This window comes from Sporosarcina sp. P29, from assembly GCF_002743265.1.
In the GTDB taxonomy this organism is placed as follows: Bacteria; Bacillota; Bacilli; order Bacillales_A; family Planococcaceae; genus Sporosarcina.
Map to the genome: position 1 here is coordinate 20,402 of NZ_PDYX01000006.1, position 26,080 is coordinate 46,481.

A 26,080-nucleotide genomic window follows, 5' to 3' on the forward strand; every position below is an offset into this window, starting at 1 on the left:
ATGAACTATGGACTTTTCATTAACAGAAGAGCAAGAAATGTTTCGTGGACATATACGCAAAATGCTAGATAAATTTGGCGGCACACAAGTAGCTCGAGAAATGATCGACCAAAATCCGCAAAATTTGAAGAAAGTGTACAAGACGCTAGCTGAACTCGGATGCAGCGGCATCAACATTCCGGAAGAGTATGACGGCATGGACCTCGAGGCACTCGATCTCGTTCCAACGTTTGAAGAGATGGGACGTTCGTTAGTACCTGGCTTATTCATGGAAACTTCTGCGTTGGCAGTGCCGATTCTCAAGAAATATGCGACAGAAGGGCAAAAACAACAGTATTTGCCAGCGATCGCCTCAGGAGAAAAGTGGATTTCATTCGCAGCACTGGAACCATTCAACGACTTCTCCCCGGCAGGTATCCACTGTACATTGCAGCAGAAAGATGGACAGTACGTACTAAACGGCACGAAGACGCTTGTACCAGAAGCGGAACTTGCGGATACATTCCTCGTGCTCGTACGCACAAACCAAGAAGATCAAGAAGACGGACTTACGCTTGTGTTGATCGATAAGACAGAAGCGATCAACATCGAGAAACAATCATCGTTTGACGAATCCAAACATGTAGCGAAAATGGAATTCGAAAATCTAGTCATCACTCAAGAGCAAATCATAGGCGAAGTAGATAAAGGTTGGACGCAGCTTCAGGAAGGTCTTTTGTACTTTAACGCTGCACTTAGTTCCTACATTGTCGGCGCAATGGAACAAGTCGTCCATATGGCGACGGAATATGCGAAGATCCGGGAGCAGTTCGGTCAAGCAATTGGACGTTTCCAAGCGATCAAACACAGCATTGTAAATATGAAAGTGAATCTCGAAATTGCTCGTTCACTGAGCCATTATGCCAACTGGGTAGTGGATACGGAAGAATTTGACCGTGAAGCAGCAGTATATAGCGCCCGTACATATGCGACGGAGAAATTCATCGAAGTGTCGGCACATAATATCCAAATCCATGGCGGCATCGGATTCACAGAAGAAATCGATTGCCATTTATATGTTAAGCGCGCCCGTTATTATGATCAGTATTTAGGCTCCACCCCTTTCTATCAAGAAAAAGTAGTCGCTTCACTAGGCTGGTAATTTGAAGGAGGAAAACATATGACGAATGTATCCGAGAAATCCAAATTGACAACATACGGTAACATCATCAACGGTAAGACCGTACAAGCAAAGGACGGGGCAGTATCAAACAGTATCGACCCGTCTACAGGTGACGTGTGGGCGAAGATTCCGTCCAGTAAGAAAGAAGATGCGGAACTTGTTATTCAAGCGGCACGTGGAGCGTTTGAAGATTGGTCAAATCTACCGGCGCGTACACGCGGAGATTATATGCGCAAGATCGGAGACATGATTTCTGATAATGCTACAGAGCTACTGGAACTCGAAACACGCAACAACGGCTGGGTACTCGATGAATACGGCTATCTCGCGGAAGTGTTGAAGCAAGTTTGGTACGACGCAGCAGGGGCAGCGACATTAGTAGGTGCACAAGGGCGTACTGTACAGATGGGTACCGGAGACTTCGGCTTCACGAAACGTAAGCCATACGGAGTAGTCGTTGGAATCTTACCTTGGAACGCACCGTTGTTTACGTTCACGATCAAAGCAGCCTATGCACTCGCAGCAGGAAATACCGTCGTCATCAAGCCAGCTGAAAGTGGAGCGGTTGGATCTTTACGGTACGGTGAATTAATTTCACAAATTCTACCTCCTGGCGTACTCAATGTCATTTCCGGAGCAGGTCGCGAAATTGGAGATTATCTTGTCAGTCACGAGGAAGTGAATAAAGTGAGTTTGACGGGCTCTAAGGCAACGGCTGAACGAATTACGAAGGCTACAGCCCATTCACCAAAGTCATTGATTTTTGAGCTCGGCGGTAAGTCACCGAATATCGTCTTTGAAGACGCCAATATCGACCAAGCGGTACACGGCTTGATCAACGGCATCTTCACACCAAACTCCGGTCAAATATGTGTAGGTGGGTCACGCATGTTAATCCAGCGTTCCATTTACGACGAAGTGGTCGGACGCTTGAAAGAGTTAATGACAGACAAGGAATTCGTTAAACACGGTAATACGCTCGATACGACGAACACAATGGGTCCAATCGCCAATGAAGCGCAATTCAAGTCGGTTTGTAGCTATATCGACGAAGCGTCAAAAGACGACTATGAGATTGTCTTTGGTGGACAGTATGGCGGGGAAGCGGTTCTACCAGGTCAACCGGAATTTGCGGACGGCTACTGGGTGCAGCCGACGCTCGTGAAGGTAGCGGATAATAGCACAAGACTAGCTCGTGAAGAAATTTTCGGTCCTGTGGCGGTCGCAATTCCGTTCGATACGGAAGAAGAAGCGATTCAAATTGCGAATGATACGAACTTCGGCTTAGCGGCTGGGGTGTGGACACAGAACTTAGGTCTGGCTCACCGGATGATAGATAAGCTCCAAGCGGGCAATGTATGGGTCAATACGTACGCTAGAGTGGGAGCGGATCTGCCGTTTAGTGGTGTGAAGGAAAGTGGTTACGGTACAGACTCGATTCTTGATTATACACAGGAGAAAGCATGTGTCATTAATATAGGCTAATCCACTAGTAACGATAAGATCTGTGGCGGGAGAGCTTCGGTTTTGCTGCAAGCATGCCTCCTTCCGCAGATTTTTTAGATCACAGCTAGATTTGACATAATAAATAAAGCTTACAAACTAGTACAACATCGATAAAGGGAGGCCACTATATGAGTGAAGCGGCATTGAAGGATAAATCGATTAATAGAGGTTTTTTGTTCATCAGTTTCGGAGCGTTCTTTATTATGTTAAGTTTAGCGACCCATCTTCCGGCGTATCCACATATGATAGCGGAATTTAATCTGACGCCTGGCTACGCAGTGTGGATGCAACTTGGCTTGGCTATCGGATTGACAGGTTTCCAGCCATTGCTCGGATGGATCGGTGATTCGTTCGGATTAAAGATCGTAATCTTGATCGGCGGGATCTTTATGGTCATCGGTTCATTGCTTGTAGCGTTCTCGTTTTCATTTTGGGTACTTGTTCTTGGGTTGTTCTTTAAGGGCATCTCGGGAGCGGCGATTGCACCATCTGGAATTGCCTATGCCGGAAAATTCATGGTCGGTACACAGCGGGCTAAAGCAATTGGAACGTTTGCGGCATTCATTACGATCGGTTCAGTGTTCGGACCGATCATCAGCGGCATGATCGTCGATACAGCCAACTGGCAAGCGAGCTTTATGTTCACTGCTGTTCTTGGCGGAGTAGGAATTGCGCTCTTTGCTTTTGTTCCACATGTCAAAGTACCAGCAAGAAAGAAGCTGGATGTTCTCGGATTGGCTTTCGTTATTATTTTGTTGTTAGGTCTACTGACGATTCCGACATTTATCAACAGCTTCGGTATCGAATCGGGTATGTGGATTCCCTCATTGCTAGTGTTCATTTCGGCATTGATTATCTTGATCTTTGTAGAGAAGAAACAAAAAGCACCATTGCTTGATTTGAAGTATGCCGTGAACCGTAATTTCTGGGTTCCGACGACGATTGCAGTATTCATTTTCCTAGGGTACACAGGCATCATGTACTTACTGACATTCTTTGTCCAGAACGTACAAGGTAAAGCGGCTACAACGGTCGGGTTTTTACAGATGGCGGTATTCCTCGGTACATCAGTCGCAGCGTACTTCAGTGGAAGAATTTTGAAGAAACTTTCAGCGCGAACGATTATAGGCTCAGGAATTCTCGTATTTGCTTCCGGGATTATCATGTTGAATTTCGTTACGCTTACGACATCGTTCATCTATTTGTTCATCTCGATGAGTTTGATCGGGCTTGGCGTCGGTTTCCAAACACCTGCAGTGAAGGGCTTGATCGTTTCGAAAGCCTCAATAGAACGGATGAACGTCGTGACATTTACGAATACAGTCATTGAAAGTCTGGCACAGAGAATGGGCGCATCGTTTGCTTTAGTCGCTTTCTCGATCTTCAGTGCAAGCGGTAACAATGTCGGAGCGGTAGTCAGTACTTCCTGGGTCATCATGGGCTTCGTCGTCATCGCCTTGTTGTTCTTACCGTTGATTCCGCGAACCATTCCTGGAATTCATACGAATGAAGATGACTTACTCGGGACGAAAATCATACCGAAACCTTTAAAAATTGAAGAAATTAACTAAATTTGCTGTTGCGTACAGAGAGGAGTCTTTACTATGAATATTTATGTCTTATTGAAAAAAACATTCGACACGGAAGAAGCCATTTCCGTGTCAGGTGGCAAAATTGATGATAGCGGTGCAGAATTCATTATTAACCCCTACGATGAATACGCCGTGGAAGAAGCCATCCAGCAGCGTGATGCGCACGGTGGTACGGTAACTGTCGTCACGATCGGTGATCAGGATTCGGAGAAGCAACTACGCACGGCGCTCGCTATGGGAGCCGATCACGCAGTACTCATCAATACAGATGACGACCTTGACGAAGGCGATCAGTTCACGACAGCGAAAATTCTTGAGAAATTCTTTGAAGATAAAGAAGTGGATTTGATCCTCGCAGGCAACGTAGCAATTGACGAGGCAAGCGGCCAAGTCGGTCCGCGTCTTGCTGAACGTTTGGACATGCCGTTCATTACAACTATTGTCAAACTGGACATTGTCGACGGTACAGCGACAATCGAAAAAGACGTGGAAGGCGATCTAGAAAGAATCGAGGTATCACTTCCTATGCTCGTTACATGCCAGCAAGGATTGAATGAGCCGAGGTATACCTCACTGCCAGGCATTATGAAAGCGAAGAAGAAGCCTCTTGAACAATTAGAGTTAGATGATCTAGACCTGGATGAAGACGACGTGGCGGCTAAGACAGCAACTATCGCGGTGTTTCTTCCTCCTACAAAACAAGCTGGACGTATTCTAGCTGGCGAAACAGAAGTCCAAGTGAAAGAATTGGTCGATTTATTGAGGAATGAAGCCAAAGTAATGTAACTACGCCTATAGACGGAAAGGAGTTTTATCATGAGTAAAAAAATATTAGTAATCGGTGAATTGCAACAAGGAGATCTACGAAAAGTGAGTTATGAGACGATCGCAGCAGCGAAACAACTGGATGTCGATGCGGAAATTATTGCATTGGTTATGGGTGACGGTGATTTACAAAAACCGGCTCACGACATGATTCAGTATGGTGCCGATCGTGCGATTACGGTAACTCACGCAAACTTAAGTAATTACACTTCTGAAGGCTACGGTCAAGTCATTATGGAGGTTATGCGAGAAGAAAATCCAGCCGGTATCATCATGGGTCATACATCCATCGGTAAAGATGTGACACCTAAAATCGCCAGTCGCTTAGAGCTCGGTTTGATATCAGATGCCGTGGCGATTGAAAAAGAGGACGATCAAGTAGTCTTCACTAGACCGATTTACTCGGGTAAGGCGTTCGAGAAGAAAGTGATGAAAGACGACGGACTACTGTTCGCCACCATCCGCCCGAATAATATTTCAGCATTACAGCACGATGCAAGCCGTACAGGCGATATCACTGCAAAAAAAGTGGACGTTAAAGATTTGCGGACGATTGTCAAAGAAGTGATCCGTAAGAAAACTGAAGGCGTCGACCTATCCGAAGCGAAGATCGTTATCGCAGGCGGACGCGGCGTTAAGAGTGCGGAAGGCTTCAAGGCATTGTATGAGCTGGCAGAACTGCTTGGAGGCGCTGTAGGGGCTTCTCGAGGCGCGTGTGACGCAGATTACTGTGAGTACTCCTTGCAAATCGGTCAAACAGGTAAAGTCGTGACGCCAGACCTTTATATTGCAGTAGGGATCTCCGGTGCCATTCAGCACATGGCTGGCATGTCTAACTCTAAAGTGATTGTCGCCATCAACAGTGATGCAGAAGCAAATATTTTCAACATGGCAGATTACGGAATCGTCGGAGATCTATTTGAAGTCCTTCCGTTACTTATTAAAGAAATGAAACTAGAAGGCGCGCTCATATCCTAAATTGTAAAAGGCTGTACAGTTCGCGAGTTGAACTGTACGGTCTTTTTTTGCCTGTGTCGCTTACGTCTGCCGCTTTTTTACCACAAAGGCATATAGATAATTCTGTCAACTCGTGATATACTACTTGAAACTTACGGTTTATCGGGGGGACAATTTTTGATCAATTACGATTTACTGTTGAATGACACGAACTACGAACTAATCCACCATCAATCAATCGCAAATAAAATCGATCGATTCCAAGTAATCATCATTCATGATCGCCAACCCAACTTTTTTGATTATAATTATTTACTGAACTTTCCATCTGAAAACGTACGGAAAAAAGTGGATGCCAATCGCATTTTCCCGAGAGTGAAAAATGAAACTTTCGTCGTCCGTCAGCAACACTACGAAGAAAACGTGGACTTGTTTTTTAAAATGCGTGTAGATGCGAGACGTGAACTGCTAGCAAAAGCTACAGAATTCATGATTGCTAAATTTTTTAGCACCTATGAAAGTCATCTTGCACCATTGCTTGCCAATAAGCCGACACTCAAATGGGAAATCATCAATAAATTATACGATAAATACGATAAAATGTTGCGTGCACACGTCGGGCTCAATGATGAGAATTCCTGGAATGTATTCAGTACATGGTACAGAACCTATTTGAAGAATCATACCGTCAACGAGTTAATCGTAAAATATGGTTATGATACGTTGAACGCTCTTGATAAAGAAGAGTTGAATGATTTATTTCTCAAAAAAATGAGCACTAGTTTTGCTTCTAATGACAGTTTCCTGAATACATTTACGACTGACGTCAACGCGTATATTGAAAAAATGGTTTCCGAAATACTGGCAGCGTTTGAATCGGAAAAAAACTCCATGGAGCAGATCAATGAATTACTTGGAGTCAGCGCGCAATTTACCTTACATCAGCCAATTGAAGCCACAGTAAAAACAAATAATCTTGTCGTTATGAGTAATGCTGTCTATCAATTCATTACAGAAGCGATGTCAAATCAAAAATTCGATTGCGAACCGGATCAATGGCCACAAGCAACTATTCATGGGCCTAGATTAGAAGGTTCGTTGCAATTGCTTCCGAACGAAAATGATCGGACAACAAGCCAGATGAGTTTACTGCATGACTATGCCCATACTTTATCCGAAGTCGATGTGGATGTACTGGATTCGCTATGTCATTTATATTTGGCACAATCCCCGCAGGCCGACGCCCGAGTAGAACTTCGATTTGATGATCTATTGACAATCCGTGGACTGAAAACGAAACTCGGAGGGACCGGACGGCGAGGTGGCTACGAAAAAGAACAACGCACCCAAGTAGTGAAAGCGCTTTCCGTCATTCAATCACTATGGGTAGAACTCGATAGCGTAGTAGTCTACGAACAAGGTAAACCCGTTAACAAGAAGATGCAAGGGCGCGCGTTCCTTTTCACAAATGAAGACGGTAGTCCATGCCGATTTACCGAAAACTCACCGCCTGAACGTTTATATATCATACTCGGAGAAGTGTTTGACCATTTCTTACAAGGCTCTGCAAGACAAGTGAAATTATTGCCGAATCAAGCGATCGAACTGAATCCGTATCAGCGTAAATGGGAGAAAAAACTCATTCGCTATATTAGCTGGCGCTGGCGTACACAAGCACGCAAAGCAAGTTATTTGCAGCCGCATAAAATCAGCACACTGCTCGAAAAAATAGGTATACAAGCGGATTCACAGGCTCCGTCACGCATTCGCGACCGTCTGGAGAAAGCGCTAGATCTACTCGAAGAAGAAGGCGTCATTACATTTTGGCAGTACAATCAATGGAACGAAGACAGTATGTCGAAAAAAGGATGGCTACGCGTCTGGTTAGATGCTACGATCATCATCGCGCCACCTGACGAGATTGTAAGCTATTACGAGCCGATCGAGAGAAAGAAATCAGTCAAGACGACAACCAATTTCTCCTTAGTGCAGCCTAAAGAAAAAGTCTGTAAGAATATTGGCAGTGACTTTAAAGAATGCCGCATCAATCGTGGCTTAACACTAAAACAAGTATCTGATCAATTGAATATTTCAACATCCTATATAAGCAATATTGAACGAGGCGGAGCATTGCCGTCCCAAGCTGTCTATCAAAAGATGAAGGATTGGTTAAATCAAACCCGCATGATGTAATAAGCAAAAACTTAAAATAACATCTAAATAAAAATATATTTTTTAAAAAAGCGAACATACAGACGCTGTACTAGGGTATACTAAGCAAAGCTCATATTTTGTCGAGCTTTGCTTTTTTATCGATGAAAGCAATAACTAAAGAATACTATTTTCTTAAGAAACCTGGTTCCAAATAATCCTTGTTTGTTCATTTTTACTCGCGCCGGATAAATGGAGACGCGATAAATATCTCACGTATAGCAATCAAGGGGGGGAGAGCGAAAAGGGCAACATCCAGCTCATACTAGAAGCGATTTAAAATGAGAGGATCTGGAGTGATATATTTACATTCGTGATTTTAATTGGTCTATGTAAAGGTGAAATAACGTGTGAAAGGTTTGCTGCGCGACACTGACAACGTGTGTGTAAGACAGATTTCCTTAATTTAAGGATTAAAGATTCATAAATAGAGCAACAAAATAAAATGCGAACATACAAGCGTTAAAAGTGATAGACTAAGAACGGTCTATATGTATCGGAAAGTCTGTATGCTATATGTAATCTTATTGAACATGGTTCCAGATAATCCTTCTTTATATAATTTCCCTCGCATCATGCTATCCATTAAACATTGACTATCCCACGTAAAGTAATCAAGGAGAGGACCTCCAAGTACATAAACAAACAGATGATAAGAAGTTCATTCAATTACAAGGGAAAGGGCGGTCAACCAGTTGACGAGAGGACAATCGCCACGATAGTACGGGTTAAAAGACTTTAAAAGCAATACGTCGACTAACGAATTCAACACGGAGTTAAAGAGAGCCTATAAATGACTGGTTAAATTAAGTTAAGCTAATGATATGGATCATCAAGATAAAAAATAAAACGCAGCGCACTAACAAAGCATTAAATAGGTTTTTTAAAGAAAGTAGTAAACCAACCTATAAATAATACTTAAGCATTATAAAGCTTGAAGTAAACGTGTTAAGTAATTATAATAAGCCTAGCGCATAAAATCATTGAAAAAAGCGCTAATATCTCACTATCGCAAGTATACTTTTAAGTGATACATTACTTCCTATAATTTATATTATGTTCGGGGCGTTCTACGATCTATACATATTCTACTCTCCATGTATCCTTCTCGCGCTAGCTTTCTAAGCGATTCTTATGATCTTTCGTTTTGATGTGCTTCATGTCGATATGTCCTACACTGTATTCAATGACGTCGTTAATGAATAGCTTATGATCTTTTGCCAGCTGTTTAACGGATTCCAATAATTCTTTATCATACGTCGTTTTATATTGAATTCGATCTGTTGGACGTAAATTCTTATCGTACTCAATAACTCCTGCAGCTAATACGTTCCATAATCCATTTTCTAATAAATAATTGCTGTATGTGTCATGTTCTTCAGATATTTCTTCTAATTGCTCTAAAATCTCCTGACTGATATTCGTGCGGAATTTAATTCGCGTTTCATCTGTCGTTTGAATCATTTTTCCATTCACTAATTTCCACATCGCCAATTCCTCCTTAGTAATTAAAAACTCGCAAATAGTATATTCACGAGTTTTTCTTTCGTAATCGATTCGTTTGTTGTAATGCTTGGATATCCGCAGAACCTGTTGCAAACATTGCCATGCGCAATTCAAGTTCACGGACTTCCATTGTTTGGAAAACGCTTTCAGACGATACAGTTGCTTCTTCTAAAATCGCTCGACCAAAGCCGACAAAATCTGCACCTAGCGCGATACATTTTGCAGCGTCTACACCAGTATGAAGTCCACCGCTCGCTATCAATAATTTTTTGTTCATATGAGGCTTAACTAGCCGTAGTGAATCTGCCGTTCGAATTCCCCATTCGCTAAATGCTGCCGCGGCTTGCTGTTTGATCGGTGTCGTGCGGAATTTCTCTACTTGACTCCAAGACGTCCCTCCTGCACCGGCTACATCAATGAATGCCACGCCGATATCTAAGAGTTTCTTAGCCGTTTGATCATCAATTCCCCATCCAACTTCTTTAATGCCGACAGGAACTGTTAATTCATTGCATAATTTCTCGATTTTACATAATAAATTACTGAAATTCGTATTCCCTTCAGGTTGAATGACTTCCTGTAATACATTGATGTGCAAAACTAACGCATCTGCGTCGGTATACTCGATGATTTGACGGCATTCATCGGAAGAAAACCCATAATTCAACTGCACTGCGCCTAAATTCGCGATAATGGGGGCCGTTGGGGCATATTTTCGTAATGCAAATGAAGGTCGAAATGCTTTACTCTCTATTAAAGCGCGTGTCGAACCTAATGCCAATGCCCAGCCTCTTTGTTCCGCTGCAAGTGCTAGATTCCGGTTAATCGTTTCCGCAAAATCCGCTCCACCGGTCATCGAACTTACTAAAAAAGGTGTTTTGCATGATTTGTTTAGAAAGTTTTGCTCCAAATTGATTTCGTCAAATGATAATTCTGGTAAGGCATTATGTAGAAAATCATACTGCTCCAAACCAGTTGTTATCGCATTTCCCGTCACATGTTCATCCAGCACAATTTGAATATGCTGTGCTTTCCGGTCATTTAGTTGCTTGCCCATGATTTTAGCTCCTATCTACTCGTAAACCCGTTACTGTATTGTCGGTTACTATGAATTATAGCTGTTCTATTTCGATTACACAAAAAATAAAAAAGCTCTGATATGAAATCGGAGCCTAGTACGTTTTAATACGTTGAAACTACATATCTTTTCCACTTTTCATCCGTTATTTGTCCTTGATCGAGGAAAATAATACGATTACCGAGGCGTTCTGCTTCATCGAGATTATGAGTCACAATAATGAATGGAATTTTCCACATGTCATGTAATCGTAAAAGTTCGTCTTGACACTGTTTCCGCGTTTCTGTATCAAGGGCTGATAACGGTTCATCCAACAATAACACGGAAGGTTGTGTGGCAAGTGCCCTAGCGAGTGCTACACGTTGTTTTTCTCCGCCTGAAATCTGATGGGGATACTTCTGCAGTAAGTGCTCAATCCCTAGAACTTGAAGCAATTGGTGAATCATTTCATTACTTTCTTTTCGCTCATTCTTTTTCACGCCAAACCAAATATTCTTCTCCACCGTCATATGCGGAAATAATGCATAGTCTTGGAATAAGTAACCGATTTGACGATCACGAGCAGGCAGCGGTTTTTCGCCGGTTTCAAAGAATGTATGTTCATTCGATAGAATCTGGCCGTGATCTGGGTGTACGAGTCCTGCAATACAGTTTAAAATCGTCGTTTTACCGGAGCCCGATGGACCGACTAGCACCATGATTTCATTGCACATTTCAAAATGAATGTTCATCTCAAAGTGCGCGAGTTGTGTATTGATATCCACATGCAGCATGTCAAATCCCCCCTTATACTCAAGATTTCGTAAAACGCCTAATATTGCGCTTGCTCCACCAGTTCACCCATAAAATTAAACTAAATCCGAATGTAATGATCATAACAACCCAAAATGTCGCTTTTTCCATCTGTCCCGACTCCACCGCGAAATAAATAGCCATTGGAATCGTATCCGTTTTACCTGGTATGTATCCTGCAAGCATTAAAGTCGCACCGAATTCGCCAAGACCTCTTGCGAATGAAAGCACCAATCCTGCGAGTAATCCTGGCCAAGCGAGTGGGAATACGACTGACCAGAACACACGCCATTCCGAAGCGCCCATTGTACGCGCCGCATTCGATAATCGTTCATCGAGACTTTCAAATGCGGCCGCTGCGCTTTGATACATTAAAGGAAAGGATACGACAATCGAAGCAATCACAGCACCGATCCACGTAAAGACAATTTGGAAATCGAACCATTCAAGCAACCAACTGCCGATCCAGCCTTTTTTGCCAAATAAAATGAGTAAACCGAAGCCGACAACGGTGGGTGGTAGTACGAGAGGCAATAAAAACAATGCTTCCAATATGCTTTTCCCGAAAAAATCACGCTTCGCAAGCAAATATGCAATGAAGACCCCTGCTACAAAAACAAAGAAAGTGGAGATAGCAGCTACTTTCAAAGATAATAATAAAGGTGAATAATCCATTTCCAGCAAGCTGTCTCCCCCTCCTTTACTTAAATCCGAACTTCTGTAGCGTTTTTTCCCCTTTGTCGCCAGTCAAATAATCAAGAAATTGCTGTGCGGCTTCTTGATTATTAGATTCAGCGACGACAGCTGCCGGGTACACTATCGGCTCATGCCAATCAGCTGTAGCTTCTGCCAATACTTTTACATTATCCGAAATGAATGCATCACTGGAATACACTACACCGTAATCTACGTTACCCATTTCCACATGTGTCAGTACTTGACGCACGTCTGAGCCAAGAACTAATTTGTCTTGCAAAGGGTCCCAGAGATCTAAGCGTTCAAATGTCTCTTTCGTATAGCGACCAACCGGCACTGATTCCGGCTCACCAACTGCTATATGATCGATTGCTGCGGGATCTATGTCTTCAAAAGAAGAAATTGTACTATCGGAATCTTTATGCGTAATAAATACGAGTGCATTTTCTGCGAAGTCAATTCTTGATTCATTAACGATTAAACTCTTATCTTCCATATTATTCATATCTTGTGAACTAGCAGACAAGAATACGTCAGACGGTGCACCATTTTCAATAGTCGTTGCCAATTTCCCAGAGCTTCCGAAGTTGTATGTCACGGTTATACCTTCATGCGCTTCTTCAAAAGGACCTTTTAACTCTTCCAATGCATCGGTTAAACTGGCTGCAGCAGAAACGATTAGTTCGGTCTCAGGTTTCTCCTGCTCAATTGCCCTTGTCTTCTCGGTTTCATTTGTATTTGAACATCCTACCAGAAAAATCGCTAGTGGAATGAACAAAGTAGAAAGTGGAAAACGTTTCATTTTGTAGTATCCCTACTTCCGTATTACTTATAACTAGATATGCCTAGACATAACTAGTTATATCTAGAATCATCATATTATGCTTTATAAAGCTTGTCAATTTTGCAATTATTGATAAGTTGTTAGAAGATAGATGTACTATTCTTGGAGGGTTGAGACATGACAAATCTAGAAAATGATATTTCTTATACGACCGATGAAATCGCCCAATTATTGAAAGTGTCGAAATTAACGGTGTATGACATCATTAAAAAAGGAGAAATCCGTGCCTATCGTGTGGGACGTCAAATGCGTGTTGATGCCGTAGATTTAACAGCGTATAAAGAACGACTAAAAAGCGGTGGCGAATCAGCGCACAAGCATCCGAATTCCGTAATTCCACACGTCAATGCGTCGGAATCCGTGACAGACAACCCAATCATCATTAGTGGACAGGATTTGAGCCTGGATATCATAGCCAGTCATATAGAAGAATCGGGACTCTTTCGTCCGTTGCGATCATTTTCTGGTAGCTTGAATAGCTTGATCAAGATGTATCAAGGACAAGCTGACATCGTCAGTACCCATTTATTTGATGGAGAAACCGGTGAATACAATCTTCCGTATATTAAGCGGCTACTTACGGGACGCTCTTATATGGTCATCCACTTGCTTGGCAGGAAAGCCGGGCTGTATGTTCAAAAGAATAATCCGAAGCAACTACAGAACTGGACTGATCTCGGACAGCCAGGTATCCGCCTTGTGAACCGCGAGAAAGGCTCAGGAGCTCGTGTTTTACTGGATGAGCAACTACATCTCGCAGGCATTACAAGCCCTTCTATCATTGGCTATGACGACGAGGAACTAAATCATATGGCCGTCGCGTCACGCATCGCTTCAGGTCACGCAGATGTAGGTGTCGGAATCGAAAAAACCGCCCGACTGATCGACGTAGACTTCATTCCCTTGATTCAGGAACAATATGATTTAGTGTTGATCAAAACGGCTGAAAATGAAAGGTTACGCGAACTTATTATCGAGACTCTGAATTCTACTTCGTTCAAAGAGCAACTGGCTGCTATGGGTGATTATGACCTAACGAGAACAGGAACTATTTTGCATGAGACGGTATAAGGGAAGACACGGTTGATCGTTTTTATGCAACTAGTGAAAGACAGCACGGGTTTCGCTCATTCATTCGTATAAGCGCTCATAGTTCATGCGTATCCGCCCTATGTTCATCGTCAACCGCTCTATCACGATCCGTAATCGCTCATACTTTTAACTTAACTGCTCTATCAAGACCAATATCCGCTCATTAGCCTTCGTGTCTCTATAATTTTGAACTTAAAATCTCAAGCATCACCACGTCTAGCATTCATTTCAATGAAATCCCGAACTTTCATACTCCCACGACAACTTCATAAAAAAAGTAACCCACCTTAAACTACAGGCGGGTTACTCTCTATCATTGTCATAATACTCTTCAATTGAATCCGTTTCATAATACATCTCTTCTTGCGTCTCAAAGCGATTATATCGCAACGTGAACAAATAAAATACATGAGTCGCGACCACTTTCAGCAACGCGTACGCCGGAATCCCGAGAATCACTCCAGCGACGCCAAATAGTGAGCCGGCTGTCAATAAGACGAAGATAATCGTAATCGGGTGAATATGCAGCGACTTCCCCATGATCTGTGGTGAAATAAATTTCCCTTCGATCACTTGCACAATCGTCCATACAATCGCTAGCTTTACGAGCATGAATGGTGATGTGACCATCGCAATAATTGCAGCTGGCGTGATCGCAATCACCGGACCGAGATACGGCACGATACTCGTGAACATTGCAAGTACCCCGAGCAGTAACGCATACTTCATTTTAATAATTAGGAAGCCAATTGATACCATAATTCCAATCGCAATCGCAACTAAAATCTGCCCTTGAATATACGCACTTATTTGCCTATCCGCATCGCGGAAGATAATAGATGCTCCGTCACGCATACGTGGTGGCAACATACGTAAAATCATTTGTGGTAACTTCTCGCCGTCTTTCAGTAAATAAAACAGAATGAGCGGGACAGTCACAATGCTCAATATAATTCCCGTAAGCGCAGAAACGAATGATGTAACGCCTGATGCAATACCGCCGATTGTCTCAGTGAAGAACTTGCCAATACTTTCAAAACCGGAATCGAGAAACGTATTGACATTAAAGTTGAATCCTTCATAGACTGGGGCAAATATAGAATTTCGGAAAAAGTTATCCGTATCCAAAATCAACTGTTTGAAATACGAAGGAAATTCATCGAATAAATTGATCGTCTGCAAACGCAGGAACGGTAATACTAAGAAAATCACTAATGTTAGTAAACCAGCAGTTGCCAATAAGATGATCAAAATCCCATAGACGCGTGGTATACGTAAACGTTCTTCCAAAAAACGAAGAATTGGACGCATTAAGTAATATAAAATGGTCGCGAGTACTACCGGTAAAACGACCGTGGAGAAAAATACATGAATCGGATAGAAAATAAATGAAACTTGAGTGAAGACCAAGATGATCAATCCAATGAACAATAAACAAAGCAGTACAAACAATGTAGATTGACCACCGAGAAATCCGACAATTGGTGACGTCGAAGGAATAGACCAGAAATCTCGTAAAGAAGACTTTTTTGGTGGCTGCCTCAACGTTTCACTCCCCCTTTATTCGATCCGTTACGGTGCTGCTAAAAATGAACGGATCGCTTCTCTGTTTTTATCTAAATCAATATCAATTACAGATCCTGCATGGCTATACGAAGTAAAGGAATAACTGTCCTCGACTGGAATACGCAAAGTCTGCAGATCTAGTTTACGTTTTGCGATAACTGTCAGTACTTTAGTGAGCTCGTCCTTCGTCGTGAGATCTGTTTCAATGAAGTTATCGAGTGCACCGGCTACTTTTGGAGCTTGTAAAACAGTTGATACGCTAAACAACTCGTCCTTCACTGCTTCAATCACTTCCTGCTGACGATTGACTCGTCCAAAGTCGCCTTCATCATCTGCGCGGAATCGTGCATAGCCGAGTAGTTCTTTACCATTCAACTTTTGTACGCCTGGTTTTAGCGTGACACCAATTTTCTCAGACATTTCATTCTTCACATTCATTTCTAGACCTTTTGGAAACGTAATATCCATAATCGATTCGAAATTATCGAAATCGACGACTGCATAGTGATGAATCGGAATATTGAACATCCCCGAAATCGTTTCTTTCGCAGTTTGGACTCCGCCTAGGTAGTATGCGGTATTCAGTTTGTACGATTGGTACCCTGGAATTTGTGCATAAATATCTCGCATGAATGAAATCAAATGCGCGGTTCCAGCGGTTTGATCCCAAGACAGCACCATCATGGTGTCGGTACGATATTTTCCAGAGCCGTCATTATCGATGCCGAGCAATAGATAATTTTCTGTCGTCGGATCTTGTGGACTCAGCAAATCACCTTGAAATTCTCCTGGATCAATCTTACTACCTGCTGTCAAAGCCTTACCTTGTTTATATTGAAAGTAACTATAAGCTGATATCGTTACCGTGAAAAGCAATAGTACTGTCATAAAAACTCTGCCAACGCGTAATTTACGCTTCTTTTTTCTACGATGCGGCTGTTGTTCGTCGAAGTGTTCGTCCATGTGGCATTCATTCCTCCATTATCCGTGTGTATCCTGTTAATCAGGACGTTTCTGTTCACAAGGGGTTGCGTCCAGTCACGAGCTTTGCTTGGCGGATCGACCTATTTGCAACGCTAGCACTAGCATAGCCACAAATAAAACAAGAAATACGAACAATGTCACGTAATGATTTTCAGTGTAGTCATATAAGGAAGCGATAAGTAACGGCAAGATCCCACCGATGATAAATCCGCCTGTCTGCATCATTGCAGTCCAGGAATTCGTTTCTTCGGCAGTATCTGTCGCGTCCATCGGCATCAGTAAGCAGATTGGGAATAATCCACCGAGCGGAATTCCCATGACGAGAACACCCACAGCAAACCACAGCGGATCGGCTGTCCACATTAACCCGATCGAGACAATACCGAGTGCAAGAATACCGACAAGTGCCGGCGTTCTACTAGTAAACTTCTGTAAAACAATAGGAAAGCCGATATTCATAAAAATCTGTACAATCGTCATCCCACTTAGCAATGTCCCCGCTTGTAGAAGTGTCATGCCATTCGATACCGCGATGGGAACGAGGTAAGTTAAAACGGAAAAGAAAAGCGCGGTCTGTAAACCAAAGAAAATCAGAAAGCTCCATGCCTGTTTACTGCGCCAAGGATTCTTCCCCTTTTGCACAGTTTGCTCTGTCACTTGCTTCACTTGGATCGGATGCGCGGCGGTGATAGCCCACGCCAGGATGCCAAGAACCGCAATGCCTGCCCAAACCGCAAGTGCGAATGAGTAGGAATGGGCTTTTTCATAAAAGACACCTGTCAATCCTGTACTCAGCGTCGCTCCCATACCCATGCCGAATGAATAAATTCCTACGACAACAGCAACATGCATCGGGAAGTATTGTTTGATCAGTGCAGATAATAACGGTCCAATGACAGCAATCGCCACACCTGCAAGAAAAGCTGTCAATAATAAGATACTGAACGAAGTAACAGCAAAACGCGCGCCCGTTGCTACAGCAAGTAACACCAACATCAAGTACATCGTTTTATTCAAGCCGATTGCTTTATTCAGTATCGGTGCCAGCATCGCGAAGATACCCATGCAGATCACCGGAATAACGGTCAGGAGACTAACTTGCGTGTTCGACAACAACAGATCATCACGTATGATGTCTAGCATCGGCCCGATGGAAGTAATCGCCGGGCGTAAGTTGAGCGCGACTATGAAAATCGCAAATAATAGTAGACCTTGAGTTGTTTTAGAGCGCAATACAATGACTCCTTTTAGATATAATACATATATAACATCTATCTTCATTATATCGTAAATCAAAATTGTAAACAGTACTAGTTCAAACATTCCATTTCACGTAATTTTAATGTATACTAGGAACATTGTGAAATTAGGAGGATATTATTTATGTTAGCAGTTAGTAATTTAAGTCTTCGCTTCGGCGATCGCAAGCTTTTCGAAGACGTCAATATACAGTTCAATCCAGGCAATTGCTATGGATTAATTGGAGCGAACGGCGCTGGTAAATCAACATTTGTTAAAATTGTGTCAGGTGAACTTGAACCCCAAACAGGTAATGTTATTCTTGGAAAAGACGAGCGTATGGCTGTCTTGAAGCAGAACCACTTTGAATACGAAGAATTTGAAGTAATGGATCTTGTCATCATGGGCCATAAAGAGCTGTATGAAGTAATGAAAGAAAAAGACGCTATTTATATGAAGGAAGATTTCTCTGATGAAGACGGCATGCGTGCAGCTGAACTCGAAGGCGAATTCGCAGATATGAATGGATGGGAAGCAGAATCTGAAGCTTCTGTTCTCCTTCAAGGTCTAGGCGTTCCTGAAAGTATGCACCATTCCAAAATGGCGGAACTTGATGGTTCGAATAAGGTAAAAGTATTGCTTGCACAAGCGTTGTTCGGCAAGCCGGACGTACTATTACTGGATGAGCCGACAAACAACTTGGACACAAAAGCCATTCGTTGGTTGGAAGAATTCTTGATCAACTTCCAAAACACAGTCATCGTAGTTTCCCATGACCGTTACTTCTTGAACAAAGTATGTACGCACATCGCAGATCTAGATTTCAGTAAAATTCAGATCTACGCTGGTAACTACGACTTCTGGTATGAGTCTAGCCAATTGGCATTGAAACTATCTCAAGAGTCAAACAAGAAAAAAGAAGAAAAAGTTCAGGAATTACAAGCGTTTATCGCACGTTTTAGTGCCAACGCTTCAAAATCTAAACAAGCTACTTCCCGTAAAAAGACGTTGGAAAAAATTGAGTTGGATGACATCAAGCCATCTTCTCGTCGTTATCCATTCGTCAACTTTACAATGGGCCGTGAAATCGGTAATGATGTAGTATCTGTTAAAGACGTTACCAAAACAGTAGATGGCAAAACGATGATCAAAGATGCGTCATTCTCACTTGATAAAGAGGATAAAATTGTCTTGATCGGTAACCCGCTTGCGAAATCAGCGTTACTTGATATGTTGGATGGAATAATCGAGCCAGATTCAGGTACGATCAAATGGGGCGTAACAACAACAAAAGCTTACTTCCCTATGGATAACTCCGAATACTTCGAAGGAGACGAAGAGTCGCTAGTTGAGTGGTTACGTCAATATTCTCCTGAAGATGAAACGGAAACATTCTTGCGTGGATTCCTTGGACGTATGTTGTTCTCAGGTGAAGAAGTTAAGAAAAGCCCGAGTGTGTTATCAGGTGGAGAAAAAGTTCGTTGTATGCTATCGAAAATGATGCTAACAAGCGCAAACGTCTTACTGTTTGACGAGCCGACAAACCACTTGGACTTGGAGTCTATCCAAGCACTTAACAATGGTTTAATCGCATTCAAAGGCGCTATGATCTTCACATCTCATGACCATCAGTTCATCCAGACAATTGCTAATCGTGTAATCGAAATCAATGACGACGGAACAATCTTTGATAAGTCGATGTCATACGACGAGTACTTGGAATGGAAAGGTCAGAAAGCTTAATTGATATTTACTATAGAGACTCCCCTAGAAGATTTTACTTCTAGGGGAGTTTTTTTGAGATTGGTGTTACTTGGTGATAACCTTAAGTAATGTATAAGAACCGTCGATTGGCTGTAATCGCAATCTTCAGCGGCTAAAAAAATAGCCGAAACCGCACCGCTTTTATTATCTCTTCTGCGAATAATTGTCTTGCAGTGCTCTATTAAGTAATGAGATAGATCGATCAATCTCAAACTTTATCGTATCTTTATAAGCTTTGACCTTCTCCTTATCACCAATGCGGTAGATGTAAAGTGTCTGCATCTCTGTCCCCTGCTTATGGATTGGATGTCTGACGATAAGACCGTCGTTGAGTAAGTCATGTAGAGACTTGTATACTTCAGACTTAGTCGGACGATACCCAAGGTCTCTGAAATGATCTAGAAGGTCATCTAATATTTGTAAGCCATACAAGTTCCCTTCTTCTGCCTTGTTGAGCATATAGAGCTTTAAAAAGGCTCTCTGACGAATTACAAATGTACTCTTCATTGTTCTTCCCCTCCTTGATTGCTGTACGTGCATTATGTATAGTATACCAAATAATGAGATGCGAGGATTAAAGTAGGAAACAGGGATTATTTGGAACCAGGTTTCGTTAGAACTATATAATATGTTTATAGATGGATTTGTTTGGATACTCGTAAATAAATCATATACTTTGAGACTTTTCACAATAAAAATAGAGATCTATACTGAATCTTTCTGGTTAGAAATCGAATTAAATGTACAAGATGTTTTGAGTGTCCACTCGATCGATGCGATTTACAAATCGATTGCACTACCTTATTTTTTATTCGCTATGAATAGCTTCCACTATTAAGGGAATAACAGAAAGTAAAAGGAGGTTTTTCATTATGAAACGCAATCTATGGTTTCTGATGGCTGCACTGCTTCTCGTGCTCGCTGGATGCTCAAATAAGCCTGCTACGTCTATTGATGGTAAGACTGACTCTGCTAAGACAAACCAAGAAGGAACGAACGGTGACAAGTCAGAACAGCAAAATGACGACAAGGATGCGAATCTGACCGATGTAGCCCTACTGGATTACTTTCTTCCAGATGGTTCAAGCGCGCATTATAAAGGCGTCGGGAATGAATTTGCTGAACTAGATATTACTGTAGCGAGGCCTGCACAAGACTATGTCGTAATTCACGAAAACAACGGTGGTGCATTTGTTCAAAAAGTGTATAAAGTCAATGGAGATGAAATTCAAGTATTACAGGAAGAACATATCGATTTAGATGCTGGTGTTCCGCCGACCGAAGAACTAGAATCTATGAATCCGATTCGAACGTATTTGAAAGGTCCTATTGAAGTGGGGACGACATTTGACGACTGGAAGATTGTTGAGATGAACGCCTCAGTGGAAACGCCCTATCAGCAGTTCGAAGATGCGGTCGTAATTGAGCAAGTCGGTAAAGACTTCGTCAACAGGATCTATCTTGTGAAGGATTTTGGGGAAGTAAAACGTGAGTCGACAATGTCTATGGAAGGCGAAGATGAATTCGTCGTTACATCTAGTCTAGAAACTGTGACACAACCTTAATTTTTTGCAAATAAAAAGGCGCCACAATGGGCGCCTTTTCTAGTGGTTTAGATTTTAACAACGTTAGCTGCTTGTAGACCACGGTTACCTTCGACAACTTCAAATTCAACCTGCTGACCTTCGTCAAGAGATTTGAATCCGTCGCCTTGGATTGCTGAGAAGTGCACAAAGATGTCTTCTTCTCCGTCAACTTCGATAAAACCGAAGCCCTTTTCTGAGTTAAACCATTTCACTGTACCTTGTTTCATTCGATTACCTCCAAAAAAAATATAAATACTTTAATACACGAACCTTAGCATACAAAAAAATTCACGTATTACAAAAGTTGCCGACGACGCCGATCCCTTTTGTAATAGGTGAATCACTTAGCATACGGTCGTTCGATTAATTTACTTACGTTTAGTATAACATATTGGTCTGAATTGTCAATTGATAAATACATTTTTACAGAATGTTCTTACGATATGTTTGGTTCCCCGTCTAACAACACAATAATGCCGTGATACAATTGCAAGTCTCCTTCACAGCCTTCACAATAGTGTTTTTCAGATGTGGTCCAAAACGCGTGAAAGCAGCCTTTCCGTACTTCGTAATGCTCAAAATACGGTTCCATCTTCCCGATTACTTCTTTAATATATGTTTCTGTATCGATTTTATTCGTAAATGTTTTGGATGAGACACTGTAGTCTCTCCACTCTTCAAACATCCACCACGGCTCAAAGTCCGCCTTCATGTACACCACTTCATACATTCAGTAAGCACTCCTTTACCTTGCGCTATGCAGGAATGATATTCATTCTAGCAAATTCAACTCGCTAATCAAAGTAAATTGATTCATGTTGCGTAATATATGAGTTTTTGGCCATTTTCGGCTATAATTGAGATAGGCTCCAGTAACCTTACTGTCTGCACGATAAATGAAACCTTTTCGCTGTTAATCCGTAAGTATTATATAGAGTCAGAATGGAAGGCGGCCTGAACCATCATGAATAATATAAAAAACTTCTTCACACGACATGTAATTATGGCTCCGACTAGTTTCTTGACATGGGTTATCCTAATTGGCGGTACTAGTATCAACTTTTTCCTAGGTTCCGCAATCGGGATTGCACTGTATGCAGGAGGCAACGTGGCGATTAAAGAACTGCAGTTACGCTCCACACTAAAACAATTTGGAATGGCGCGCTCTGAATATAAACATATTGAACAACAACTGAATGAATCTAAACGTAAGCTAAAGCAGCTTGGAAATATGTACGGACAAGTCCGTTCAATCCAAGCATTCAGACAAGTGTACGATATGTCTTCGATGGCTAGACGCATCATCAAGATCGTCCAGTCCAATCCGAGAAAGTTCTATCAAGTCGAAAGCTTTTTTTATGCCCACCTTGATTCCGTCGTAGAATTAACATCGAAGTATAGCCTACTCGTGAACCAACCATTAAAAGACCAGGATATCAAGATCGCGTTACAACATACACGCGAGACATTATCCGATTTGAGTCTCGAAATGGAACAAGATTTACGTAACGCTGTATCAACTGATTTGGAACAACTTCGAATGGAAATTGATTACGTCGATATTACACTCAAGCGAAACAAACCGTTGCTCGAATCGAAAGGGGAACATTCCAATGACAGATAAAAACACACTACAAGAAAAATCAGTGGACGATTTGCTCGACAATCCATTCGACATGGATGCTAGTTTGCTTCCGAAAGAGATGGAAAATTCGCTGTCGGACACAGCTGCACCTACTAAATTAATTGATCGATTAACACCTGAAGAACAGGATAAAGCAAGACAATTGGCTTCACAGATTCCTGTCGGTAATTACGAAGCCGTCATTTCCTACGGAGCCAATGCGCAAAACGAACTATCCAACTTCTCTCACAAAATGCTGGATCATGTTCAAGGCAAAGATATCGGCCCTGTCGGCGATGTACTGAATGAATTAATGGCCAAACTATCCGAAATCGATACAGATGATCTTTCGGATAAAAAGAAATCCGGCCTTAGTCGTTTATTTAACAAAGCCACTCGCCCGATTAAAGAAATCATGACAAAATACGAAAAACTCGGCACACAAGTCGATAAAATAAGCGTTCAACTAGAGCACTCCAAACGAGGCTTAATGGAAGACGTCCGCATGCTGGACAATTTGTATGAGCAAAATAAAACTTACTTCCAAGCATTGAACGTCTATATCGCAGCAGCTGAATTAAAGATTGATGAAATCAATAGTACAATTATTCCAGAACTGCATAAAAAAGCACAACAATCGGATGATCAAATGATGGTTCAAGAAGTCAATGATATGGCACAATTTGTGGATCGTTTAGAAAAACGCCTGTATGACTTGCAATTATCACGCCAGATCACGATTCAGAGTGCTCCGCAGATTCGGATGATCCAACAAACGAACCAAACACTGGCTGAAAAGATCCAGGCTTCCATTATGACGGCGATTCCACTTTGGAAGAACCAGATTGCGATTGCTTTGACACTCAACCGTCAGCAAAAGGCTGTGGAGTCACAGAAGCTCGTCACGAAGACGACGAACGATTTATTGCTTCGTAACTCCGAAATGTTGAAAGTGAATAGCATTGAGACAGCTAAAGAAAACGAAAAAGGTATTATTGAGATCGATACATTGAAAACAACACAAGAGAACTTGATCCAGACGATCGAAGAAACGTTGCTGATCCAAGCAGATGGCCGCGCGAAACGCAAAGCTGCCGAGACTGAGATCGCTAGAATGGAACAAGATCTGAAGACACGTTTACTCGCTGTATATGAAGAATCACAAAACCGTCCCTCATAAGAGAGACGGTTTTTTGTTGGTGTAATTTCAAGATATAGGTCAGGACCGCTAGTGAGTCTGCGGACAATGAGCGGATACAATCAGCGATAGAGCGCTTAGCGTATCGTATGATCGGATATGGCACCTAATAGAGCGGTTGGCAGTGACCATAGATCGAATACGCATGAATTATGAGCACGTAGACGAATTATTGAGCGTAAGCCGCACAGTTCTCACCAGTTATTCAAGTTTAAAACTTCAAACTACAATAGTTCCCGCGCTACCCATCCCAAACATAAAGAAGACGATTCAATTAAGAATCGTCTCTACACTTCCTACTATTTATTCACCTAGCAATCACTCAAAATACGTCTTATAAAAGCCGCCGACCTTGCCGGAGTTGTCTACCACAAAGATAAACTCCTCGGTCTCATTCTTCACTTCATACGACTTCCCTACCGTTAGCATATTACTAACGGAAAATTTCGCTGCATCGGTATGCGTACACGTCACCGTCTTCAATGTAGGCTCATCTAACCATTGTAAATATGACATAAAATCTCTCCTTTCCCAAATAAAAACGACCCGCTGATTAGCGGGTCGCTTGGCTTGTGTTAATTAAGAACCTAGTAGAAGGTCTTCAGGATTTTCAAGCAACTCTTTAATCATCTTCAAGAATCCTACTGAATCTTTACCATCAATTACACGGTGATCGTAAGAAAGTGCAACATACATCATCGGACGAATTTCGATATTGTCACCAATAGCTACTGGACGCTTTTGAATTGTATGCATACCCAAGATTCCTACTTGTGTACCGTTAAGGATTGGAGTAGACAATAATGAACCGAATACCCCACCGTTTGTAATGGTGAATGAACCGCCTGTCATATCAGCCATTGTCAATTTGTTGTCGCGTGCTTTTTTCGCAAGTTCGCCGATAGATGCTTCGATTTGTGCAAAGCTCTTACGGTCTGCGTCTACTACGTTTGGTACAACTAATCCACCGTCAGTAGATACTGCGATACCGATATCGAAATAGTTCTTCAATAGAACTTCATCGCCATCTAGTTCAGCGTTAACATATGGATATTTCTTCAATGCTGCAACGACTGCTTTTGTGAAGAATGACATGAAGCCTAGACGTACATCGTTTTGCTCGAAGAACTGGTCTTTTTTGCGTGAACGAAGTTCCATCATTTTCGACATATCAATCTCATTGAAAGTAGTCAACATTGCTGTTGATTGTCTTACTTCAAGCAAACGCTTAGCGATCGTTTGACGACGACGAGTCATTTTTTCACGAGTGATACGGCCATCATCTTTCGCTTCTGCTTTAGCAGCTGGAGCCGCCGCAGCAGGTGCTGGAGCGTTGTTGTGAGCAGATACGTCTTGTGCGCGTACGCGACCCATTGGATCAACAGGTGATACGTCTGCAAGATTGATACCTTTTTCACGAGCAAGCTTACGTGCTGCTGGGCTTGCAATCGTGCGGTCTGAAGAAGATGCTTCTTCCGTTACAGCAGTTGCTGCTGGAGCTGGAGTTTCTTCTTTTTGCGCTGGTGCTGGTGCTGGTGCTGCAGCTTCAGTTGCTTGTGGAGCTTGTTGTGCCGGTGCACCTGAACCTTCGCCTACAATCGCGATAACTTGGCCAACTTCAACTGTGTCGCCTTCTGCAGCCAATAGTTCAGACAAAACGCCTGCTTCTTCTGAAATTACTTCGACGTTTACTTTATCTGTTTCCAATTCAACGATGAATTCACCTTTATCCACGTTTTCACCGGGTTGTTTTAACCATTTTGCAATTGTACCTTCTGTAATTGATTCTGCTAGTTCAGGTACTCTGATCTCTGCCACAATAAATTCCTCCTCGTAGGTATACCGTTTTTAACGGTTA

The 26,080-nt window shown here is 42.2% G+C and carries 24 protein-coding genes; 11 read left to right on the top strand and 13 right to left on the bottom strand.

The genetic code is table 11. From position 1 onward, the window contains the following. Positions 1 to 7: 7 nt before the first annotated feature. From CSV68_RS07030 to CSV68_RS07055, 6 genes are all read left to right on the top strand, one after another. Positions 8 to 1,141 (top strand): acyl-CoA dehydrogenase family protein, encoded by a 1,134-nt coding sequence (locus tag CSV68_RS07030; protein ID WP_099661766.1) that lies wholly within the window; start codon positions 8 to 10, stop codon positions 1,139 to 1,141. 18 nt (positions 1,142 to 1,159) lie between these two features. Next, entirely contained in the window at positions 1,160 to 2,647 is a 1,488-nt protein-coding gene (locus CSV68_RS07035; protein WP_099661767.1) for an aldehyde dehydrogenase family protein, read from the top strand. Between the two features lie 149 nt (positions 2,648 to 2,796). After that, positions 2,797 to 4,239, top strand: coding sequence for an MFS transporter (locus CSV68_RS07040; RefSeq protein WP_099661768.1), 1,443 nt, complete (start codon positions 2,797 to 2,799; stop codon positions 4,237 to 4,239). Positions 4,240 to 4,272: 33 nt separating this feature from the next. Beyond that, on the top strand, positions 4,273 to 5,046 hold the full coding sequence (locus tag CSV68_RS07045; RefSeq protein WP_099661769.1) for an electron transfer flavoprotein subunit beta/FixA family protein: 774 nt from the start codon (positions 4,273 to 4,275) through the stop codon (positions 5,044 to 5,046). A 30-nt stretch (positions 5,047 to 5,076) separates the two neighbouring features. Further along, positions 5,077 to 6,063 (top strand): electron transfer flavoprotein subunit alpha/FixB family protein, encoded by a 987-nt coding sequence (locus CSV68_RS07050; RefSeq protein WP_099633445.1) that lies wholly within the window; start codon positions 5,077 to 5,079, stop codon positions 6,061 to 6,063. Positions 6,064 to 6,219: 156 nt separating this feature from the next. Then, complete coding sequence (locus CSV68_RS07055) at positions 6,220 to 8,235, top strand: helix-turn-helix domain-containing protein (protein WP_099661770.1); 2,016 nt, start codon at positions 6,220 to 6,222, stop codon at positions 8,233 to 8,235. 1,131 nt (positions 8,236 to 9,366) lie between these two features. On the opposite strand, the gene CSV68_RS07060 is transcribed toward CSV68_RS07055, so the two are convergent. The 5 genes from CSV68_RS07060 to modA all read right to left on the bottom strand — a co-directional run bounded on the left by CSV68_RS07060 (position 9,367) and on the right by modA (position 13,127). After that, positions 9,367 to 9,741 carry an rRNA methyltransferase gene (locus CSV68_RS07060; RefSeq protein ID WP_099633443.1) on the bottom strand — a complete coding sequence of 125 codons (375 nt, stop codon included), beginning with the start codon at positions 9,739 to 9,741 and terminating at the stop codon, positions 9,367 to 9,369. 43 nt (positions 9,742 to 9,784) lie between these two features. After that, positions 9,785 to 10,816: a type 2 isopentenyl-diphosphate Delta-isomerase gene (fni, locus tag CSV68_RS07065; protein ID WP_099661771.1), complete on the bottom strand. Its 1,032-nt coding sequence runs from the start codon at positions 10,814 to 10,816 to the stop codon at positions 9,785 to 9,787. Positions 10,817 to 10,941: 125 nt separating this feature from the next. After that, positions 10,942 to 11,610: an ATP-binding cassette domain-containing protein gene (locus CSV68_RS07070; protein WP_099633441.1), complete on the bottom strand. Its 669-nt coding sequence runs from the start codon at positions 11,608 to 11,610 to the stop codon at positions 10,942 to 10,944. Positions 11,611 to 11,629: 19 nt separating this feature from the next. Beyond that, positions 11,630 to 12,304, bottom strand: coding sequence for a molybdate ABC transporter permease subunit (gene modB / locus CSV68_RS07075; RefSeq protein ID WP_483315671.1), 675 nt, complete (start codon positions 12,302 to 12,304; stop codon positions 11,630 to 11,632). A 25-nt stretch (positions 12,305 to 12,329) separates the two neighbouring features. Further along, positions 12,330 to 13,127 (bottom strand): molybdate ABC transporter substrate-binding protein, encoded by a 798-nt coding sequence (gene modA / locus CSV68_RS07080; protein ID WP_099661773.1) that lies wholly within the window; start codon positions 13,125 to 13,127, stop codon positions 12,330 to 12,332. Positions 13,128 to 13,286: 159 nt separating this feature from the next. Here modA and CSV68_RS07085 point away from each other — a divergent pair, with 159 nt between their 5' ends. Next, a complete protein-coding gene (locus CSV68_RS07085) occupies positions 13,287 to 14,240 on the top strand; it encodes a substrate-binding domain-containing protein (protein ID WP_099661774.1) in 954 nt (317 codons plus the stop codon). A 324-nt stretch (positions 14,241 to 14,564) separates the two neighbouring features. Here CSV68_RS07085 and CSV68_RS07090 read toward each other — a convergent pair whose 3' ends face one another. The 3 genes from CSV68_RS07090 to CSV68_RS07100 all read right to left on the bottom strand — a co-directional run bounded on the left by CSV68_RS07090 (position 14,565) and on the right by CSV68_RS07100 (position 18,044). Further along, entirely contained in the window at positions 14,565 to 15,806 is a 1,242-nt protein-coding gene (locus tag CSV68_RS07090; protein WP_369823482.1) for an AI-2E family transporter, read from the bottom strand. Positions 15,807 to 15,833: 27 nt separating this feature from the next. After that, entirely contained in the window at positions 15,834 to 16,790 is a 957-nt protein-coding gene (locus CSV68_RS07095) for an LCP family protein (RefSeq protein WP_099633437.1), read from the bottom strand. A gap of 75 nt (positions 16,791 to 16,865) precedes the next feature. Beyond that, a complete protein-coding gene (locus CSV68_RS07100; RefSeq protein WP_233192880.1) occupies positions 16,866 to 18,044 on the bottom strand; it encodes an MFS transporter in 1,179 nt (392 codons plus the stop codon). Between the two features lie 150 nt (positions 18,045 to 18,194). Between CSV68_RS07100 and CSV68_RS07105 the strand changes: the two genes are divergently transcribed. Further along, positions 18,195 to 19,793: an ABC-F family ATP-binding cassette domain-containing protein gene (locus CSV68_RS07105; protein WP_099633436.1), complete on the top strand. Its 1,599-nt coding sequence runs from the start codon at positions 18,195 to 18,197 to the stop codon at positions 19,791 to 19,793. A gap of 165 nt (positions 19,794 to 19,958) precedes the next feature. Here CSV68_RS07105 and CSV68_RS07110 read toward each other — a convergent pair whose 3' ends face one another. Beyond that, entirely contained in the window at positions 19,959 to 20,321 is a 363-nt protein-coding gene (locus CSV68_RS07110; protein ID WP_099633435.1) for a helix-turn-helix domain-containing protein, read from the bottom strand. A gap of 365 nt (positions 20,322 to 20,686) precedes the next feature. Here CSV68_RS07110 and CSV68_RS07115 point away from each other — a divergent pair, with 365 nt between their 5' ends. Beyond that, complete coding sequence (locus CSV68_RS07115; protein ID WP_099633434.1) at positions 20,687 to 21,379, top strand: hypothetical protein; 693 nt, start codon at positions 20,687 to 20,689, stop codon at positions 21,377 to 21,379. Positions 21,380 to 21,426: 47 nt separating this feature from the next. On the opposite strand, the gene CSV68_RS07120 is transcribed toward CSV68_RS07115, so the two are convergent. Together CSV68_RS07120 and CSV68_RS07125 are read right to left on the bottom strand one after the other, a co-directional pair. Continuing rightward, positions 21,427 to 21,627, bottom strand: coding sequence for a cold-shock protein (locus tag CSV68_RS07120; protein WP_085130730.1), 201 nt, complete (start codon positions 21,625 to 21,627; stop codon positions 21,427 to 21,429). A 209-nt stretch (positions 21,628 to 21,836) separates the two neighbouring features. Next, on the bottom strand, positions 21,837 to 22,130 hold the full coding sequence (locus tag CSV68_RS07125; protein WP_099633433.1) for a DUF1033 family protein: 294 nt from the start codon (positions 22,128 to 22,130) through the stop codon (positions 21,837 to 21,839). 234 nt (positions 22,131 to 22,364) lie between these two features. On the opposite strand from CSV68_RS07125, the gene CSV68_RS07130 reads away from it, so the two are divergent. Further along, a complete protein-coding gene (locus CSV68_RS07130) occupies positions 22,365 to 23,024 on the top strand; it encodes a 5-bromo-4-chloroindolyl phosphate hydrolysis family protein (protein ID WP_099661775.1) in 660 nt (219 codons plus the stop codon). Further along, complete coding sequence (locus CSV68_RS07135) at positions 23,014 to 24,204, top strand: toxic anion resistance protein (protein ID WP_099633431.1); 1,191 nt, start codon at positions 23,014 to 23,016, stop codon at positions 24,202 to 24,204. Before CSV68_RS07130 ends, CSV68_RS07135 begins: the two co-directional genes overlap by 11 nt. 336 nt (positions 24,205 to 24,540) lie before the next feature. Here CSV68_RS07135 and CSV68_RS07140 read toward each other — a convergent pair whose 3' ends face one another. Then, positions 24,541 to 24,738 (bottom strand): DUF6501 family protein, encoded by a 198-nt coding sequence (locus CSV68_RS07140; protein ID WP_099661776.1) that lies wholly within the window; start codon positions 24,736 to 24,738, stop codon positions 24,541 to 24,543. Positions 24,739 to 24,801: 63 nt separating this feature from the next. Beyond that, positions 24,802 to 26,040, bottom strand: coding sequence for a 2-oxoglutarate dehydrogenase complex dihydrolipoyllysine-residue succinyltransferase (gene odhB, locus CSV68_RS07145; RefSeq protein ID WP_099661777.1), 1,239 nt, complete (start codon positions 26,038 to 26,040; stop codon positions 24,802 to 24,804). Positions 26,041 to 26,080 lie beyond the last annotated feature (40 nt).

Excerpts from the sequence above, each read along its gene's own strand:
- CSV68_RS07030 (WP_099661766.1), top strand. The coding sequence starts at position 8 with ATGGACTTTTCATTAACAGAAGAGCAAGAAATGTTTCGTGGACATATA.
- CSV68_RS07035 (WP_099661767.1), top strand. The coding sequence starts at position 1,160 with ATGACGAATGTATCCGAGAAATCCAAATTGACAACATACGGTAACATC.
- CSV68_RS07040 (WP_099661768.1), top strand. The coding sequence starts at position 2,797 with ATGAGTGAAGCGGCATTGAAGGATAAATCGATTAATAGAGGTTTTTTG.
- CSV68_RS07045 (WP_099661769.1), top strand. The coding sequence starts at position 4,273 with ATGAATATTTATGTCTTATTGAAAAAAACATTCGACACGGAAGAAGCC.
- CSV68_RS07050 (WP_099633445.1), top strand. The coding sequence starts at position 5,077 with ATGAGTAAAAAAATATTAGTAATCGGTGAATTGCAACAAGGAGATCTA.
- CSV68_RS07060 (WP_099633443.1), bottom strand. The coding sequence starts at position 9,741 with ATGTGGAAATTAGTGAATGGAAAAATGATTCAAACGACAGATGAAACG.
- fni (WP_099661771.1), bottom strand. The coding sequence starts at position 10,816 with ATGGGCAAGCAACTAAATGACCGGAAAGCACAGCATATTCAAATTGTG.
- CSV68_RS07070 (WP_099633441.1), bottom strand. The coding sequence starts at position 11,610 with ATGCTGCATGTGGATATCAATACACAACTCGCGCACTTTGAGATGAAC.
- modB (WP_483315671.1), bottom strand. The coding sequence starts at position 12,304 with ATGGATTATTCACCTTTATTATTATCTTTGAAAGTAGCTGCTATCTCC.
- modA (WP_099661773.1), bottom strand. The coding sequence starts at position 13,127 with ATGAAACGTTTTCCACTTTCTACTTTGTTCATTCCACTAGCGATTTTT.
- CSV68_RS07085 (WP_099661774.1), top strand. The coding sequence starts at position 13,287 with ATGACAAATCTAGAAAATGATATTTCTTATACGACCGATGAAATCGCC.
- CSV68_RS07095 (WP_099633437.1), bottom strand. The coding sequence starts at position 16,790 with ATGGACGAACACTTCGACGAACAACAGCCGCATCGTAGAAAAAAGAAG.
- CSV68_RS07105 (WP_099633436.1), top strand. The coding sequence starts at position 18,195 with ATGTTAGCAGTTAGTAATTTAAGTCTTCGCTTCGGCGATCGCAAGCTT.
- CSV68_RS07110 (WP_099633435.1), bottom strand. The coding sequence starts at position 20,321 with ATGAAGAGTACATTTGTAATTCGTCAGAGAGCCTTTTTAAAGCTCTAT.
- CSV68_RS07115 (WP_099633434.1), top strand. The coding sequence starts at position 20,687 with ATGAAACGCAATCTATGGTTTCTGATGGCTGCACTGCTTCTCGTGCTC.
- CSV68_RS07120 (WP_085130730.1), bottom strand. The coding sequence starts at position 21,627 with ATGAAACAAGGTACAGTGAAATGGTTTAACTCAGAAAAGGGCTTCGGT.
- CSV68_RS07125 (WP_099633433.1), bottom strand. The coding sequence starts at position 22,130 with ATGTATGAAGTGGTGTACATGAAGGCGGACTTTGAGCCGTGGTGGATG.
- CSV68_RS07130 (WP_099661775.1), top strand. The coding sequence starts at position 22,365 with ATGAATAATATAAAAAACTTCTTCACACGACATGTAATTATGGCTCCG.
- CSV68_RS07135 (WP_099633431.1), top strand. The coding sequence starts at position 23,014 with ATGACAGATAAAAACACACTACAAGAAAAATCAGTGGACGATTTGCTC.
- CSV68_RS07140 (WP_099661776.1), bottom strand. The coding sequence starts at position 24,738 with ATGTCATATTTACAATGGTTAGATGAGCCTACATTGAAGACGGTGACG.